Annotated in this window: 9 protein-coding genes and 1 pseudogene; 2 read left to right on the top strand and 8 right to left on the bottom strand. The window is 65.3% G+C overall.

The features are described from left to right. Window positions 1-11 precede the first annotated feature (11 nt). The 4 genes from ABD255_RS34080 to ABD255_RS34065 are packed head-to-tail and all read right to left on the bottom strand — an operon-like array spanning window position 12 to window position 7,193. Window positions 12-1,178 carry a Wadjet anti-phage system protein JetD domain-containing protein gene (locus tag ABD255_RS34080; protein ID WP_344220890.1) on the bottom strand — a complete coding sequence of 389 codons (1,167 nt, stop codon included), beginning with the start codon at window positions 1,176-1,178 and terminating at the stop codon, window positions 12-14. Further along, a complete protein-coding gene (locus ABD255_RS34075; RefSeq protein ID WP_344220889.1) occupies window positions 1,175-4,672 on the bottom strand; it encodes an ATP-binding protein in 3,498 nt (1,165 codons plus the stop codon). Before ABD255_RS34075 ends, ABD255_RS34080 begins: the two co-directional genes overlap by 4 nt. Next, complete coding sequence (locus tag ABD255_RS34070; RefSeq protein WP_344220888.1) at window positions 4,669-5,520, bottom strand: DUF4194 domain-containing protein; 852 nt, start codon at window positions 5,518-5,520, stop codon at window positions 4,669-4,671. The genes ABD255_RS34075 and ABD255_RS34070 overlap by 4 nt, the downstream gene beginning before the upstream one ends. Next, window positions 5,517-7,193 (bottom strand): DUF3375 family protein, encoded by a 1,677-nt coding sequence (locus ABD255_RS34065; protein WP_344220887.1) that lies wholly within the window; start codon window positions 7,191-7,193, stop codon window positions 5,517-5,519. The genes ABD255_RS34070 and ABD255_RS34065 overlap by 4 nt, the downstream gene beginning before the upstream one ends. A 1,130-nt stretch (window positions 7,194-8,323) precedes the next feature. Here ABD255_RS34065 and ABD255_RS34060 point away from each other — a divergent pair. Continuing rightward, window positions 8,324-10,405 (top strand): ATP-dependent nuclease, encoded by a 2,082-nt coding sequence (locus ABD255_RS34060; RefSeq protein WP_344220886.1) that lies wholly within the window; start codon window positions 8,324-8,326, stop codon window positions 10,403-10,405. Continuing rightward, a complete protein-coding gene (locus ABD255_RS34055) occupies window positions 10,389-12,242 on the top strand; it encodes a UvrD-helicase domain-containing protein (RefSeq protein WP_344220885.1) in 1,854 nt (617 codons plus the stop codon). The genes ABD255_RS34060 and ABD255_RS34055 overlap by 17 nt, the downstream gene beginning before the upstream one ends. A 66-nt stretch (window positions 12,243-12,308) precedes the next feature. On the opposite strand, the gene ABD255_RS43925 is transcribed toward ABD255_RS34055, so the two are convergent. The 4 genes and pseudogenes from ABD255_RS43925 to ABD255_RS34040 all read right to left on the bottom strand — a co-directional run bounded on the left by ABD255_RS43925 (window position 12,309) and on the right by ABD255_RS34040 (window position 16,044). Further along, entirely contained in the window at window positions 12,309-12,416 is a 108-nt protein-coding gene (locus tag ABD255_RS43925) for a GMC oxidoreductase (RefSeq protein WP_425554600.1), read from the bottom strand. A gap of 86 nt (window positions 12,417-12,502) precedes the next feature. After that, a pseudogene (locus ABD255_RS43920) lies at window positions 12,503-12,880 on the bottom strand (GMC oxidoreductase); the annotation flags it as partial. A gap of 1,476 nt (window positions 12,881-14,356) precedes the next feature. After that, entirely contained in the window at window positions 14,357-15,133 is a 777-nt protein-coding gene (locus ABD255_RS34045; RefSeq protein ID WP_020385387.1) for a phosphoribosyltransferase, read from the bottom strand. Then, window positions 15,130-16,044, bottom strand: a complete 915-nt coding sequence (locus ABD255_RS34040; RefSeq protein ID WP_020385386.1) for a DNA processing protein DprA — start codon at window positions 16,042-16,044, stop codon at window positions 15,130-15,132. The genes ABD255_RS34045 and ABD255_RS34040 overlap by 4 nt, the downstream gene beginning before the upstream one ends. Window positions 16,045-16,941 lie beyond the last annotated feature (897 nt).

Raw genomic sequence — 16,941 nt, 5'->3', positions numbered from 1 at the left:
GGGCCGGACAGTCAGCACCAGGACCCGACGATCCGGGCCGCGACCGCGAGCGGTATGCGTTCTTGTTCGACGCGGCGATGCCTGGTCCAGCCAGGTGAGCACAGGTCGTGGTACAGCCCGCGTTCGGTATCGGTCAGGGTTGGCACCAGTCGTGGTGGTCGGGGTCCCAGCGGCCGACCTTTCGGGTCCGTGTTCGTGCCGTACCGTTCCCAGGTCTCGTAGGCGTCGCCATCCATCAAGATGCTTTGGACGGGCAGTCCGGCGGTGCGGAATCCGTCAAGGATCTCCATCCCGTCGGCATCCATATCGCCCCAGTACACCAGGATCTGGGCGTCGCGGACCCAGGAGAAAGACGCCACGGTGCCTCCGCCGCGGCCCACACCTTCAATGGAGATACCACCCGGGATCGGCGGGAAATGGATCGCGGTGTCCTTGTTCTCCGAGATGATCACGACACGAGGCCGGTAAGCTGGCGCGGCGTGGTCACCGACGGTCGCCGAGTCATGGCGCCGGCCGCCCGTTGCCAGGTAGGCGGAGTCCAGGTAGGTGAAGTGGATGCGGGCGGGGTGCGGTGGCAGTAGCCCGAGAGCCGCCTCGTCGCCCAGCCCGGCGAGCCTGGCGACGAGGCGGCGGTTGGTGTTGAGCCATTTCGCGTGCACGCCCGGCACCGGCACCTGCCGGGGCGTCAGGCCGGCGGCTTCGCCGCCATGGTCACGAAACCATTCACCGACCGCGCAGAGTGTCTGGAAGTCCTGGTCGCCGAGAAGGTCTGTATCGCGGACCGTCGTTGAGAGCCCGGCACCGAGCAGCGGGAACCGCTCGGCGAGCACCAGTTGGCGGGCGCGGCCTCGCGCGAGCCGGTCGGGCCAGGTCCCGCCGAGGAGTCTGGCTGCCTCGTCGACTGTGGCCACCTGCAGGTGGGTCGGGAGTTGCTGGAAGGTTCCACTCACCCGCCGATTCGCCGTCTCGAGGGCGGCGTATTGGTCGGCGGCCCACCGCCACCAGGTCTCGGCCTGGCGGTGGATCGCTGCGAAGTCGGTCTCTAGGTCGGCGCCGGTCGGCTCCCCCAGCGGGAAGGGGTGCGGCCAGTCGCCGCACGGACCGGTCGTGACCTCGTGGAACCAGGACCGTTCGAGGCGATTGCGGACCGAGGTCAGTATTTGCGCGGGTTCTTTCATGACTCGTCGGCCGGATCGAGCAGCGTTCCAGTCGCCTCAAGCCACGGGTCGCGCTCGAACGCGGCCAGCGGTTCGACCTTCATGATCTGGGAGAACCCGGTCTTCTGGCTCTTCCCTACCGTGGCTAGGGTGCCCATGTTCTCGCCGAGTCCGGAGACCTTGTCGAACGGTGCGGCGATGACCAACTGGAAGCCGAGTCCGTGCCAGGCCTGAACGGCGCGGCCGGCGAACTCTGCATCGGCCTTGATGAACCCCTCGTCGAGGAAGACCGGCGCGAACCGTGGCCGTGCGCGTTCTTCGTCGCCGAGCCGGTACCGCAGCGCGGATCCGAGGATGAACGCGATCAGTTCCTGTGTTTCGCCGCCCGACTTCTCCGATAGACGCCGGTAGGTCGCGAGCCGGGCACCTGTCTGGCTGTGGCGGACCGCTTCGATCTCGATGTGGCGACGCACATCGAGTAGCGCGTCGCGGCCCGGGTTCCGTTCGATCATCTCGCGGGTCAGGTGTCTGTCGTCGCTACGGCGGATCAGCCCAATGAACTCCTGCAGTTCGGTGAAGCGCTGAACGAGCTGATCCTCGCTGAGTTCTCGCGACGGGACGTTCGCGAGGCGGCGCAGTTCTTTGCGGAAGGAGACGACCACATCGGGCGCCAGGCGCCGAGACGAGATCCGGAGTCGGTCACGGCCGGCGCCGAACGGCAACATGGCAAGGATGGTGTTGATGTCGTCGAGCCTTTTCTCGATGTCGTTGAGCGAGTTCTCCACGGCGCCGTTGAGCGGGAGGAGGTCCTGGGCGGTCCACTCGCGGACAGCTTCGAGCCAGGCGACGCGCCGTGCGTGTAGTCCGGTGGCGAGGATGTCGTCGAGGATGCGTTTGTAGTCGGGGTAGGCGTCCGCTGTGTCGGACAGGTTCGGGTCGGGCCACTGGGCGAGGTAGGACTGGAAGATCGTGCGCAGCTGCTGGTGCATGTCTCCCAGCCGCTGCTGCGCCGCCTGGAGCCGCTCACTGAGATGGTTGCTGACCGCACGGACCCAGGTCTGCCGAAACGACTGATGGTCGAACGGCGCCCCGGCCGCGAGGGCGGTCAATGCCTGGTCGAGGCGGCGGGTGTGGTCCTCAGTGAGCGTCGAGCGTCCTGAGTCCTCGATGCGTTCCCTTTCCCGGTTGAGGTCGTCTTGACGGTCGACGAGTTCACCGAAGACCTTCTGGACGGCCTCGACCTTCCCTTCGGCGTCGAAGGTGAGGCGACGCGCGCGGCGCAGCCGGCCGTCGAGGTCGAGGATCTTCTGGTCGACCTCGTGCAGTCCTACGTCGGAGGCCAGCAGTCTGGACCGGTCGTCGTGGCGCTGCTTGATCCGGCCTTCGATTCCTTCGATGTCGATCCGGTCCCAGGCGGCATCGATGAGGTGCTCGCTGGCTTTGAGCAGGGCAGTGAACTTGGCATGGCCCTCGTCGTGGGCCTTCAGTTCGGTGTCGATCGCCATCAGCTGCGTTTCGAGTGCGTCCACCTCGAGGCTCAGGTCGGCGATGAGTTGCTCGTTCGCGAAGCCGATAATGCTGTGCCGACCGGATTGGCCGACCGTTCCCGACGTGCCGTTGCGGGTCTGCCCGGACAGCGCGACGCGGTACCCAGGCCCATTCAAGCCGTCGGCGTGCTCGACGCAGATCGCGTCGCGTTTGCCGATCTCGGCGGCGATCCAGTGGCTGAACGCCGTTGGCTTGTAGACGACGCGTGCCGAGATGCGGTCGGGGTCGCCGACCAGGTCCTCGTGGTCGCGCAGCGCGACTCCTTCGAATCGCAACTGTGCGGAGAGTTTGACGCCGTCGATGCGGCGGGAGAACTCGGCCAGGAAGTCCTGGTCGACGACCAAGGTGCGGGCGAACGCGCCCAGCACGCTGTCGACGGCGGTGCGCCACCGCTCCTGGCCGTCGGCCACATCGATGAGCTCGGCGACAAACGGCAGATCGATCGGTTGCAGCCCGGCAGCATGGGCCAGCTGGTTGCGGCGCTCGTCGAGGCGCGTATCAATGCGGCTTTCACGCCCGGACATTGTCGCGATGTCGCGTTTCAGCCGGTTGAGTTCGTCCAGCAGCGGGTAGCGGCGTTCCTGGATCGCGTCGCGGGCGGCGCGGAGCGTGGTTTCTCGCGACGGTGCGCCGGCGACATGCGTCTGTGCTGCCGCCGCGGCGGCAGCCAATGCCGCCGCCGAGGCCAGTGGCGACTGTTCGCCGGCTGCCTGGGCTTGTTCTACCAGCGGGCCGATCTTGCCCAGCAGCCGGTCGCGCTCCTCTTCGGCTGCTCGCCGGTCTGCTTCGAGGCGCAGAATGGAGGCGTCCAGCTCGTCGAGGCGGTCACCGCCGAGCGCGCGGCGGACCTCCTGGGTCTGCAGGAGTTCCTCGCTGAGCCCGTCCTCGGTTGCCCGCGCCGCTAAGTGTTCGGTGTCGGTAGCTGTGCGTTCGTCGCGGTTCTTGTTCAGCGCGGCATCGATCAGGCGACTTTCCGTGGCCAGCCGCCATTCCAGGTAGGGGGTGTCGCCGTCTCGGGTGATGCCGACGCTGTCGATGGCTTCGAGCTCGCGCTGGCTCGCGACCGCGGTGTCGTAGGTCTCGACGATCGGGGCGAGCCGGTCCGACTTCTCTTTGGCGGTACGCATCTTCAGGTACATCGACTGGAGATTGTTGAAGTGCCCGACGGCATTGTCAGCCTTCGTGTAGGTGTCGGGCCTCTCCAGGACCCGGTTGCGGTACAGGTCGTTCACCGTGCTGATCGACCCGCCGGCCTGGATCTGCGCGAGCATCAGCAACGCTTTCCCGCCATCGCCGTTCGCGCCGATCCCCAGCGCGGCATAGACCGTCTGCGAGAAGCCGCTGTAGCGCAGGTGGTGCCGAGTTCCGGGCAGCGTCTGCTCGACAGTGGCGGGTTTGAACCCGGTGGCGGCGAGGGCAGCTAAATCCTGCACGTCGATCTCGCCGGGGCCGGCGAACATCCTCATCTGGACCTCGTTGGGGGACCGGACACTCGCAGCCGCGAAGTACGTTCGAAACAGCGTGTATCGGTTGCCGCGGTCGCTGCGGAACTCGGCCGAGATGATGCTCCACGTCGACCGGTTCTTGCCCCGCAGAACCTGGGCGATCTCCTCACCGGTGACCGGGTCCGCGTCGGCGTCGATCTTGCCGCGCATGTAGCTGAGCGTGTTGCGCTGCCCCTCGCTGCGGGCCCGGCCCTCGGCCTGGTTCGACGCGCCGTTGAGGGGCACGTTGTACGGCATGATCAGTGCGAGATAGGCATCCAGCAGAGTGCTCTTGCCGCATCCTGACGCCCCTGTCACCAACGTCCCGAGCGGATGGAACTCCAACGTGTTGAGGCCCTCGAACCCACCCCAGTTGATGACCTGGATCTTGGCGATCCTCCACTGCTGATCCGGGTGAGTTCCGGCGTTGCGGCCGGCAGCAGGCCGCGGAACGGTCTGGTGCGGGTCGGTGATAGTGGTCACGCAGGCTCCTGTGGGGTCTGGCCGGTCGGGTCGTCCGTCGTCGAGTCCGGGGACCGATCCTCGTCTGGCGGATCGCTGGATCCGTTCGCTTTTCTCAGCCACTCCAGGAGACGCTCGAGGGTCTCCATCTCGAGGACGACTTCGATGGCGCGCGGAACCTCGAACCGGTGCTCATCGGCGGTCTTGACCAAGAGCCCGGCAACACGGACGTTGTCGATGGCCTTGCGGGTCTTCGCGTCGATGCCGGCGATATCGGTGTGCGACGGCGGCCGGAACGAGCGAGAATGCTCGACGATCTCGTCGACATCGACCAGCACCCGGCCGGGTGTACCTGACATCTGCTCAACCAGATAGCGGCTGCGCAAGTACACCAGCACCACCGTTTCCTCGCGCGTATACGGGGTGTCATACAGCAGGGTCGGGAACTTCCCCCGCTCCCCCTCCGGCGCGACTTGACGCTTATAGGCGACTTCGCGATCCAGGTCGATATGCAACTCGAGGAACATGTCGTTGAGCCGAGACCTGATCAACCCCGGGTTCGCGACCAGCGCACGCCACTCCCGCGGCTTGGACTGGGCGGTGATGAAACGGCTGCTCACGACGGCGACGAGCGCCCGCCGCTGGTTCAGGTCCAGACGTCCCTCATCGCCATCGAACAAGACCCAATCCACACTCTCATCAGCCCCGAGCCCGTCGTCGAGCCTGGCGGCGACATCAACCGGCACCCCGTCTGCAGCGCCACCGCCGGCATGTTCGTCAAGGAGTTCCTCGAGATCGCCGTAGAGGTCACCGGCTGCAAACAGGTCATCGTCGTGACCGGGAGCATCGGTCCCGTCGATGCCCGTCACAGCTCGGCGCCTTCCGGAGCCAGCGGTGACTGATCACCATCGGCCACCAGTTGCGGCAGGGCCTCAATCGGAGTCGCCCCACCGGGATCGGCGACGATGCGAGGAACCATCACAGGGAAAGCCGTACCGCCTGGCAGGACTGCGTCATACTGTTCGTAGCCGTGCTCGGTCACATCCGGATCGAGCGACATCAGCAGGTGCAGCAAACCGAGCACCTCGACCGGGCGACGGTCGTCTGCCGGCAGCTCGTTGAATGCCTCACCAACCGACCGGGCCCGACCGGCAGCCTCGTCGCCGGTCCACAACGATTGCAGTGAGACCAAGACTGTCCGCAGCAGGGGAAACGTCGGGCCGCCCTGCGCACGCAACTCCTCCAGAGACGGCGCGCGCAGATCCCCGTCCGGTGCGACGTTCGTGAGCGGAGGTGGTGGGACGTCGTTGGCCGGGTCATAGAAACGCAACTTCAGATGATGCACCTCGGGTCGCTGCGGCAGCAGGTCGAGCGGCACCCGGGCCTGGCTGTTGGTGCCCGCGACCCAGGTGACAAGTTCGCTGTCCAACTGGCGCAGCACCGTCGACAGCGCCCGGTTCCGGTCGATGTCCTGGTTCACGATCTGCTCCCGCAACGTCCGCGTCAACCGAGACCGAAACTCCAGGACACCATCGATACCGCCACGGATCACCTCGACCGTCGACCGCAGGTCGACCCGGTCACTTCGGCTCAGGATGCTCGCAGCGCGCGGATGCTCCAGCAGGTCCCGGATATCGCTGTGGAGTTCCTGGAGCAAGACGTCGTCGCGCAGCAGCGCGAACGCTCCCTCGAAGGCGCGCCCCTGCGGGGTCGCGGTCATCAGGTCGGCAGTGCGCCGCAGATAGTCGTCGATGACCTCACCGATCGGCCGCTCCTCCAACCGGAACGACGCCATGATTTCCCGCCGCATCAGCTCGTAAGCTTCCTCGACCCGTTTGAACTCCCCCGGCAAGTCACCGATCAAGGTGAGGAGCTGGACGAACCCCTCCAGCAGCGTGTCGTCGCTGGCCAGCTCGAGTTCTCCCCCGTTGACTAGCCGGTCGCGTTCCCGTTCCAGTTTCACGATCTCGTCGTTCAGCAACGCCACCCTCGCGGCCCGATCGGGGTTCACGACCGTGTTCATATAGCGAAACGCCGACCTGATCGTGTTGATCCGGTGCTCGCTCAACGTGACCCGGTCTCGCATCAAGCTGTTCACCAGCGACAACGCTGCCTGAGCGTGCGACGTCAGCGTGTACACCTCGCCACCATCGTCCTCGTACCGGGTCAGCCACTGCTCCCGCATCCATTTACGGCACAGATCGCGCCCGGTCCCTTTGGGGGCATCCTGGCCGATCTGCCGCAGCTCACCCAGATACACGTCGACCTGGGTGTGAAGCCGGTCGGCCGGAACCGAAGCCATGTCACGGCCGAACGCCGTCCTGAAAACTGTCAGGACCAGCGCTGCCTGCGGCTTGTGCAGGAGCGTGAGCGTCGGACGTTCGAAGGCCTCGCGTACACGTGCGAGTTCAGCTACGACATCACTCACAGGCTCTCCCCTACAACCAATCGTCTGACCGCGACTCATTCTGCCCCTGGGCGCCGACAATTTGTGATGACCGCTTCTCCCCACACCGAGACAACACCCGGCTTTCCTGGCCACCTATCGTGCAGAGATGAAGACGCAGAAGCTCTGGGGGTAGCAACGCCAGGCCGGTGAGACGCCGACCGTGAGAGACCGGCGAAACGAGACTGCCTGCTCCACAGGCGCCGTGGTGTTGGATGCAATACCTCCCATTTGGCCCGCTCGGGCATCGGCAGGGCTCTCCCGGCATCGCGACACCCCGTCAACAATCCCCCAGCTTGTCCGGGGACGTTGGCAACGAGTTTCTCCTCGTTGGCCTGAAGTTGCTGGACTGTGTCGTCGGTGCGCTCCCGGTGAGGCGGGCGCACATCACAGGGCCGGCTCAGTCAAGCAACAACGAGCCTTGCAGGTCGAGACGACCGGCACCGCAGGTCTCGGCTACCCGGCTCCGGTTCGGCTGCCGTCCCCGAAACGACCGTCCCTCCTGGAACATCGGTACAGGTGTTCTCACCGCAGTTCCGATTCGAGCCCGGCCGGACCACGCAGAATGTCACGGTCGCTGTCGAGGGTGACGTCCGCGACTCCTGCGACCTGCTGTTCAGCGTGGCGCTCTCGCTGCCGCAGGACGCCGTGCTGAGCAAGCCGTTCGGCCGGGCGGAGGTGATCGACGATGACGCCACGCCGACTCTGACTGTGACCGGGGCGACGGCGAAGGAGAACCCGGCGCGCTGCGCTTCCAGCTCGGACTGTCCGCCCAGAGCGACAAGTTCGTCCAGGTCCATGGTCAGGTGCTGGACGGTACTGCCGTGGCCGACCAGGACTACGAGACACCGAGCAGTGAGGTGCCCAGTGGTCCCCCGATCGAAATGGCCCAGGAGGACGACACCGGTCCGCCGGCACCGGGGTCGGCGGACGCCGGGTTCGAGCAGCGGGAGACCAGCATCGAGATCCCCATCACGTTAATCGACGACAAGGTCGCGGAGCCTACCGCGACCCTCTTTTGCGCGTCGACGGCGTCTTCGACGCGGAGTACCAGGTGCCACCGACGGTCACTGGCACGATCACCGACGACGACTGACCGGCCTCGGCGCTGTCCCGGCCGCCGTGGCAACGCCGAAGGGTTGGCAACTCTGGGTAATCAGTGCATAATCTCTATCTCGATCGGTGTGGGGCGGAAATGCGCACCGATACCGTAGGGGGAAATTTCTATGCACTTGCAGTCTTTCGCGGTCAGAAACTTTCGGCGACTGCGCCGGATCACGGTAGATCTGGACGACGAGGCAACGATCTTCGTCGGCGCCAACAACTCCGGAAAAACGTCGGCGATGCACATCTTCCAGTATTTCCTGACCAAGGGTGTGAACTTCGGGATTCACGACTTCAGCGCCGCCTGCTGGCAGCAGTTCAACGAGTACGATCCGGCCGTTGAGGGCGCGGCCCTGCCGGACATCACCCTCGACCTGTGGTTCGACGTCGACGAGGCCAACCTGCACCGGGTGATCGACCTGCTGCCGGACCTAGAGTGGGAGGACTCGGCGCCGGTCGGCATCCGATTGTCCTTTGATGCCAAGGATCCAGCCGACCTGAACGCGAACTATCTGGCGATGAAGGACGAGCCGGGACAGTGGCCCGAGGACCTGCACGACTACCTGCGCAAACGGCTCGGAGTCGAGTACCACGTCGTGCACTACAAGCTTGACCGCCGGCAGTTCGACGATCAGTTGCTGCTGAAACCCGGGCAGACTCTGCAGGTCCTTGAAAAAGGCACGGAAATCCTGCGGTCGATCATCAAGGTCGACCTCCTGCACGCCCAGCGGCACCTCGCCGACACCGAACAGCGTGGCCGCGACGAGGATCTCTCCCGCACCCTCGGGCGCTATTACCAAAGCTATCTGGAAAAGCCCGATCCGGCGCAGGCGCCGTTGCAGGCGCTGGCCGATACCGAGGTGGGCATCAACAAACACTTCAACAAAGTCTTCGGCCCGATCGTGACCCGGCTCAACAAACTCGGATATCCGGGCATCGACAATCCCGATCTGATGGTGAAGACCGAGCTCCGCGGCGAGACCCTGATGAACACGAGCGCCCAGGTGCACTATGTGGTGCCCGGCGCCCCGGCCGGTCAGCCGGCGATCACCCTGCCCGACCGCTACAACGGGCTCGGGTTCAAGAACCTGATCTACATGGTGGTCGAGATCGTCGCCGCCCACGAGGCCCGCAAGCAGATGGCCGAGGGCCAGCCGCCGGTGCACCTGATCATGGTCGAGGAGCCGGAGTCGCATCTGCACGCCCAGCTCCAGCAGGTCTTCATCCGGCAGCTCAAGAGCATCATCGACGACGTCGAGGACCCCGGCACGCAGTTCGTGCTGACCACCCACTCCTCGCACATCGTGTACGAGGACTTCAGCTCGATCCGCTACTTCGCCAGAGTGCGCGACAAGGACACCTTCCGCTACAGCGACGTCCGTGACCTCTCGGTGTTCTCCGACGAGGTCGAGGCCGACACCCGGAAGTTCCTGCTGCAGTACCTCAAGCTGACCCACTGCGACCTGTTTTTCGCCGACGCAGCCATCCTGGTCGAGGGCAACGTCGAGCGGCTGCTGGTGCCGTTGATCATCGCCCAGTTCTGCGACCGGCTGGCGACCTCCCACCTGACCATCCTCGAGCTCGGTGGCGCGTTCGCCCACAGGTTCAGGAAGCTCGTCGAGTTCCTCGGCCTGCACTGCCTGGTGATCACTGACATCGACAGCATCTCCGGACCGCCGAAGGCCCGGGAAGCATGCACCACCGACGAGCCCGGGGCGATCACGGCCAACCAGACACTGATCCAGTGGCTGCCCGCCGAGGAGAGCATCGAGAAGCTGCTGGAGCTCGAGCCGGAGAAGAAGGAATACCGCGGCGGTCCGGGAAAGGCGACGGTCCGGGTCGCGTACCAGACACCGCACGAGATCGCCTGGAACGGCGAGAAGCTGACCATCGCCGGCCGGACCTTCGAGGAGGCGCTGGCGTTCGAGAACCTCAGCTGGAGCCAGGACGACGCCAACAAGTCGCTGAGACTGAAGGTGAAGGATCCGGCCGATCTCGAGGCTGTCGTCCAAGGCGTCTTCGAGCGGGTCCGCACGCTCGACAAGACGAAGTTCGCGCTGACCCTGATCGAGCGCGAGGTCGACTGGACCTGCCCCAGCTACATCACCGAAGGGCTGGACTGGCTGGCCGACGAGATCTGCGACCTGGACGTGCCGCCGAGCGTGGTGCCCACCGAGGAGGTGACCGATGAGTCCTCGGATTGACAGTCCCAACACCCCGGCCGACGAGGAACTGCAGCAGATCCTCGCCGACCCGGAGATCTCCGGCTTCACCATGATCGCCGGCGCCGGCTCCGGCAAGACGACGTCGCTGGTGAAGGCGCTGCACCACGTGATCTCCACCCGTGGTGCGCAGTTCCTGGCGAACCGGCAGCAGATCGCGTGTATCACCTACACGGAGATCGCCCGGCAGGAGATCGAGGATGATCTGGCGAAGAGCCCGATCGCGCACGTCTCGACCATCCACAGCTTCCTGTGGACCCTGGTCGAGCCCTTCCAAGGCGACATCCGGGGCTGGCTGGACGAGAACGGGCGAGCTGCTCTGGCCGAGCTCGAGGACAAGTACGCGAATCCGGGCTCGCGGACACAGCAGAAGACGCTGGATGCTCTCAAACGGCGGATCGAGCGTCGGCGCGACGGGCTGGCGAAGATGGACAAAGTCGAGAAGTTCCAGTTCGGAGTGGCCACCAGCTACGGCGAGGGGATCGTCGGTTATGCCGACGTCCTGAAGATGGTGCCCGAGCTGATCCTGGCCAAGCCGCTGTTCGGCAAGCTGATCGCCCGCAGGTACCCGTTCGTGTTCGTCGACGAGAGCCAGGACACCTTCAAGTCCGTGGTCGACTGCCTCCGGCACGTCGCGGTGACACAGAAGGCGCATTTCTGCCTGGGTTTCTTCGGCGACCCGGTCCAGAAGATCTACAGCACGGGGATCGGCGCGATCGCCCCCGAGGACGGCTGGCGCAGGGTGGAGAAGCCGGAGAACTTCCGGTCACCGCTGCGGGTGCTCGAGGTCATCAACTCGATCCGGGCCGATGCCGACGGCCTCGAACAGGTCTCCGGCCTCCCGGCCGACCGGCAGCGCGAGGGCGAGGTCACGTACTTCGTGTTTCCCCTCGGCACTGATCGCAACGCATTACTGCAGAAGGCGCGGGGCTGGCTGGAGCAGCACTCCGGCATCGGCGCCTGGCACTGCGAGAAGGACACCAAGACGCTCGTCATCACGCACCGGATGGCGGCCGGCCGGCTCGGCTTCCAGGCCTTGTACGACGCGTTCCACGGAACGCGGCTGCAGGAAGGCTTTACCGAAGGGAACGCCTGGCCACTTACACCGTTTCTCAGCACCCTGCTACCTCTGGTCGAGGCGGCGAACAGCAACCGTGCTGAGCTGCTACCGCGATTGCGAAAGTCGAGCCCGTTGCTCCGGCCGGAGAACGTCGACGAGACCACCGTGCGACCGACTCTGGCGACTCTCGCCGCAGGTGTGGACGAACTCGTCAAGACGGTGGCGGACGGCGGTCCCGGGTCTGTTCGCAAGGCGTTCTCGGTGGCGCACGAGCGCAGCCTGGTCGAGCTCGACGACCGCCTGCTTCAGGTCCTGACGGAGGAACCGCCGGAGTCCGAGGATGACGAAGATCAGATGCTCACGGCACTGATGCAGTGTGATGTGGCCGAACTGGAGGGTTACGCCCGCTATATCGGCAACGACTCGCCGTACTCGACGCAGCAAGGTGTCAAGGGCGCGGAATACAAGGACGTGATCGTCGTCCTCGACGACGACGAAGGCCGGCACTTCCAGTTCTCCTACAACAAGTACCTCGGCCTGGAGAACCTCTCGAAAACGGAGTCGGCCAGGGGCGCCGACGAAGAGACGAGCATCGACCGCACCCGTCGCCTCCTCTACGTCTGCGCCTCGCGCGCCACCCGGGCGCTGGCCATCGTCCTGTACGCCGTCGACGTCGACGCAGCCACCACGGCAATGCAGGACTTACTACCCGGCGCCCACCAGGTCTCCACCGAGGACCTCGCCTCGGTGGAGACCTGAATGATCAGGCGGTGATTCGGAAGGTCGGCGGCCTTTTCGGCGATGGCGAGGACGGTGGCGTGCGGGTTAGGCGGCAGGTACCGACGGCATCAGCGAGGCGTCGACGACGCGGAGGCCGGAGATACCGTGGACGCGGAGTTCGGGGTCCACGACGTCGGTTGGCGAAATTCCGATTCGGCAGGTTCCGACCAGGTGATGCTGGCTCTCGTAGGCCAGCCGGATGTAGGCGCTGCGACCCTCCGGGACGCCTCCCAGGGTTCCGGGAACGCCTCGTCCTTGCGCCAGTACGACAACGACTCCGCCGCTCCCACCTCACGGGCGATCCGTACGCCGGCCTCCAGCGTGTCGAGATCGGCAGGGTCGGAGAAGAAGGCCGGGTCGACCAACGGCGTCGTATGGGCTGATGCGTCCGCCAGATTGACGGTGCCACGACTCCTGGGCGACAGCAACGACGCGTAGAGGGTGCAGACAGGATGGCCCTTGTCGAGCAGTTTCGTCGGTACCGGCACCGTCACCAGTGCGGGCTGGATGTCCGACGTCGGACCGTCCAGGCCGGTGCTGATGTGGGCGGCCGCCTCGAGGTGGTTGAGCAGGCTGGGCTGCAGTTCCCCGGCGATCGTGTAGACGACCGGGACCATCGCGTGGTCCTGCAGGTTCGCCCCGACGCCGGGGCGGTCGGCAACTAAGCACACCTCTGGAACAAGCGCCCACGACGGCGCAATCGCTGCACCGGCTCCACGACAACACAGGCAGCACATTGGTTGCTATGCCTCCACGTGGGCTGCGTGGGGCCATGAGCGAACCGGTGAAGGCCCAGGGTCTAGATCAGGGCACGTAGAGGACGGATGGTGGGCTCGCTGGCGACCGAGGACTGGGGCACGTCCGGCCGCCGGTCTCGCTGGGGCGACTGAATGACCAGGCCGAGACCTCGCAGGTGCCCTGATCGGCCTGATCGGTCTTGTGTGGCCGCCTGCGGGTCCATCCGGGGTACACCAGAGCCCCGGCATGACCAGGTCTCGGCCCACCAGGGTGTTGAGGGATTCCAGCCTCCATTCCAATGTCGCCGACGGCCGCACTGCCGCGCCAGGCTCGCCCGTATGGCCACCAGACGGTCCCGCGCGACGCCTTGGAGGGGGTATTGGGGTCGGACACATCACGGTGCCAGCGAGGAACGCGCTTGCCAGAGCTCGCAGGTCCCTTATCTCGGCACGCAGGGCCCCGGCAACCGGTGCAAGGCCACCAGGTCACAAACTGCGCCTCGATGCCGGAGATCGCAGGCCCAGGGACCGCCTGAGAGACCGGTGTCTAGGGTCAGGTGACGCCCGCCCCGATAGCGCCGTCGGCGCTCTGCATCAGAGATGCTCGGCGTGAGGCCGCGCCGCCGCGGTGTCGTCCTGGCTGCTGAGCTCCCAGTTCAGCCATCTGGTTCCGACCGTCGATCGAGGCGCGCTCGTCCCGCCGGCTGAACGGTGCTCAACGTCCCACAACGCCCAGTGCTGGTCTCCTGATTCGCCCAAGAGATGCGATACAGCTTTCCGTACTTTGGCCCGTACCTGGCAGATCCCAGACATGGGGAAGGCCCCTCCGATTCAGGCGTTTTGCCTGGTCAGAGGGGCCTTGGTGGAGCCGCCTATCGGAATCGAACCGATGACCTTCTCATTATTCAAGGATCCGCGACATAATGCCTGGTCGGGAGGCTGCTGGGCGGCGAAAAGCCTTGTATAGCTGGGATTCGTCCGATCGTTTGGGGCTCAGGTCGGTTCGTCAGGGATCGTTGCGGAGTTCAAGTTGTGCGTACTTTTGTGCGTACTTTTTGGGGGCGACGGGTGGCCGAGTCGTGTACCGAATCGCACCCTTCAGCAGCCTCGAGGGGTATGACTTGATACATGACTCCGCCGGAGCCTTTACATCGCTCACACCAACGACTGGCGAACCCGCTAGCCGTGCAGACCCGCGCATCCCACGCGGTCCTCTGCGGCAAGTCCGCACTCGCACTTCCAAGGCGTCTTGATCGCTGGCAACTCTTGTTCGACCGGACACCAGGTCATCGACAGATCCATTGACAGGTCAGTGCATAGACCCGGCGGGCAGTGGCCGCGTTGCCCTCGGCACGTTCATGGGCATGGGCCACCGGTCACTGGGCAGATCGTACTCGTGTACGGCGGGTGAGGAAGGTTGTACAGGCGCACGAACTCCGCAGTCGGCGCGTAGCTGGTCTTCAGGAGGCGGGCGAAAACAAGGATGGTCACTCGTGCGGCGCCGGCCTGACGCAGCCGCACAGCGGCTCCTTGCGTGTGGCCGCCGGTGACCCAGGTGTCGTCGAGTAAGACGACATGATGCCCGGTGAGGTCGTAAGTGCATTCGTAGAACGCTGGGTTCGGTTCACGACGGTGATTGGCGTCGGCCGGAAGGTCGGAGGCCGCACTGAGCCGGATCCGATGCCAGTTTTCCGGAAGCAGCGGCGCGAACTTCTCCAGAGGATGCTGGCCGGCACGGCCAGTCAGCGACGGCACGATCGCCAAACAGGTGACGGGATGGCCGGTGAACCGGTCAATGCAGAACTTGTGGGCTATGACGAAAACCGCGGTGAGCAATGCGAGCCGCCGCTGTGCGGCCTCGAACGAGACGGAGTCCTTGTACTTGTACACGTCGGTGTATGCCTGGTAGCCCTGCACTGCATAGGTCAGCGGCACGGCGAGGTTCGAGGTCAGGTGATACCCGGGCTGCCCCGGGACCTCATGGCCTGCGCGATGAGCTTGGCACTTGAAGCACAGGGGATAGCCCGAGGTCACCTCGCGGGTACAGATGGAACAGGTGACACCCGCGATCCGCAGCGGGTTTGTCATGACGCCGGCGATCTCCGGCAGGAGCTGATCGAGCTGCTGAGTCACTGGACTAGGTCGGCCAACAGTTCATCGAGCTGCCGCGGGCGCTTGAGAACTGCCCTGATTGCTTCAACCGCGCCGTCGGCATCGCTGACAACCTGCACGTCGTACGCCGAGCCAGCCAGGTCGCGGCCCCACTCGGTGGTGCTCGCAACGTCGCGGGTGAGGATCAGCGGCCGACCGTGAGCAACGGCCTGGCGGGCCTGGATCCGAGCTCCGGAGTGCTCCCCTGCGGCCACAATCAGCGTGCACATCCCATATGCCGACATTGTCGCGTTGCGCATCGGGAACGACGCTTTGGTCGGGCCACTACCTGGCCAGAACTGCGACAGGACTAGACCTTCGCGCTCGATGCGCTGCTGTAGCTGCCTGTTTGCAGCCGGGTAGACCTGATCGATTCCTGTCCCAATGACCGCGACCGTGCGGCCGCCTGCCGCAAGGGCCGCCTGGTGGGCAGCAGTGTCGATGCCCTCGGCAAGACCGGACACCACCGCGACCCCCATGCTCACAAGTGAGTTCGCCACTTCACGGGCGATCCGCACTGCCTCCGGTGACGCCTTGCGCGACCCCACAATGCAGGCGCCCAGCTCAGCCTCTCCACGTGCGGCCAGATGGCCACGGGCGAACAGAAGCGGCGGCACGTCGTGCACCTCGAGCAACTGGGGCGGGAAGTCGTCGTCGAACAGCGTGAGCACACGGGCCAGGTCACTCCAGGCGTGCAAGTCCTGCCGTGCCGCCTTAAGCAGCAGCGCCACTGGGTCGGAATCGAGCAGCGTCTGCGGATTCTGGCGGTGGAGCACCTCGAGTGCTCCAGCCTCGCGGACCTCGGTCACCACCGCGCGCCATGACTTGCGCGCCTCGGTGTGGCGCAGCAGCGCCACCAGCGCCAGCGCCTCATCGTCGATCACCCGGCTCACCACCTCTCCTGTGCTGGACGATACCGGCATCACGTACCCAGCCCCAGCAATTCCCTGCCCCACGGATCGCCTTTCGGGAACCACGGAGCCACCCAAGGCGTGACATGACTCCCGCCAATTCGAACATACATTCGACAGAACGCCAAGCAGGGCGACATAACAGGGCGACATGAGAGAGCGGCTGTGCAAGTATCCACAGCTCTAGGCCACAGCAACGCACCGGCGGATCATGTTGCGGCCACTCAACTCGAGGGCGCATGCGGATATCCATCAGGCGTCGCGCCACAGGTCGCCTACTTGGCTGGATGGACCCAGCTGCCTACCACGTTTGCTCCCTTAATTGGGTACGACAGTTGCTGCGGCTGATTCGACGCCGGTACAGCTCGGCTCCATCGCGGAACACCGGTGGGGCCTGGTCACCACCGCCCAGCGACCTGTTCGAGCCGGACGGCGTGAGCCCGGAAGGATAGGAACGTGGCTAAGAACGAGGGCCGGTGCGGGCGGAGCTGGTTCGCGACCCGCTTCACCTACTATGCTTCTTAGTAGATGACGTCTGAGGCACGGCCGACTCTGAGAGGGACGCATGGACAAGGTGAGTCGCGCGATCGCCGGTCTTCCGGTGATCATCGCGTTCGCTGTGGCCGTGGGTCTCCTGACATTGATCACCCATAGTTCGCCGCATTCCGACAGTCGGTCCGGTTCGGTTGGGACCTACCTGCATGGTTGTACCTCGACGCTCGAATCAGTGCCGGACCTTCGGGCCGGGCCCGGTGAGAATCGGCTCACCGACGGCAATAGGTTCGGGCCGCCTGCAGCCGGCGACATTTCGGGTAGCACCGTGGGCCACGAGCCTCATCCGATGCCCGGGGCCTGCTTGGTATTCCTGATCGCGATGGC

The organism is Kribbella sancticallisti (genome assembly GCF_039530625.1).
Taxonomy (GTDB): domain Bacteria; phylum Actinomycetota; class Actinomycetes; order Propionibacteriales; family Kribbellaceae; genus Kribbella; species Kribbella sancticallisti.
This window is presented reverse-complemented; position numbering and strand designations above follow the sequence as displayed.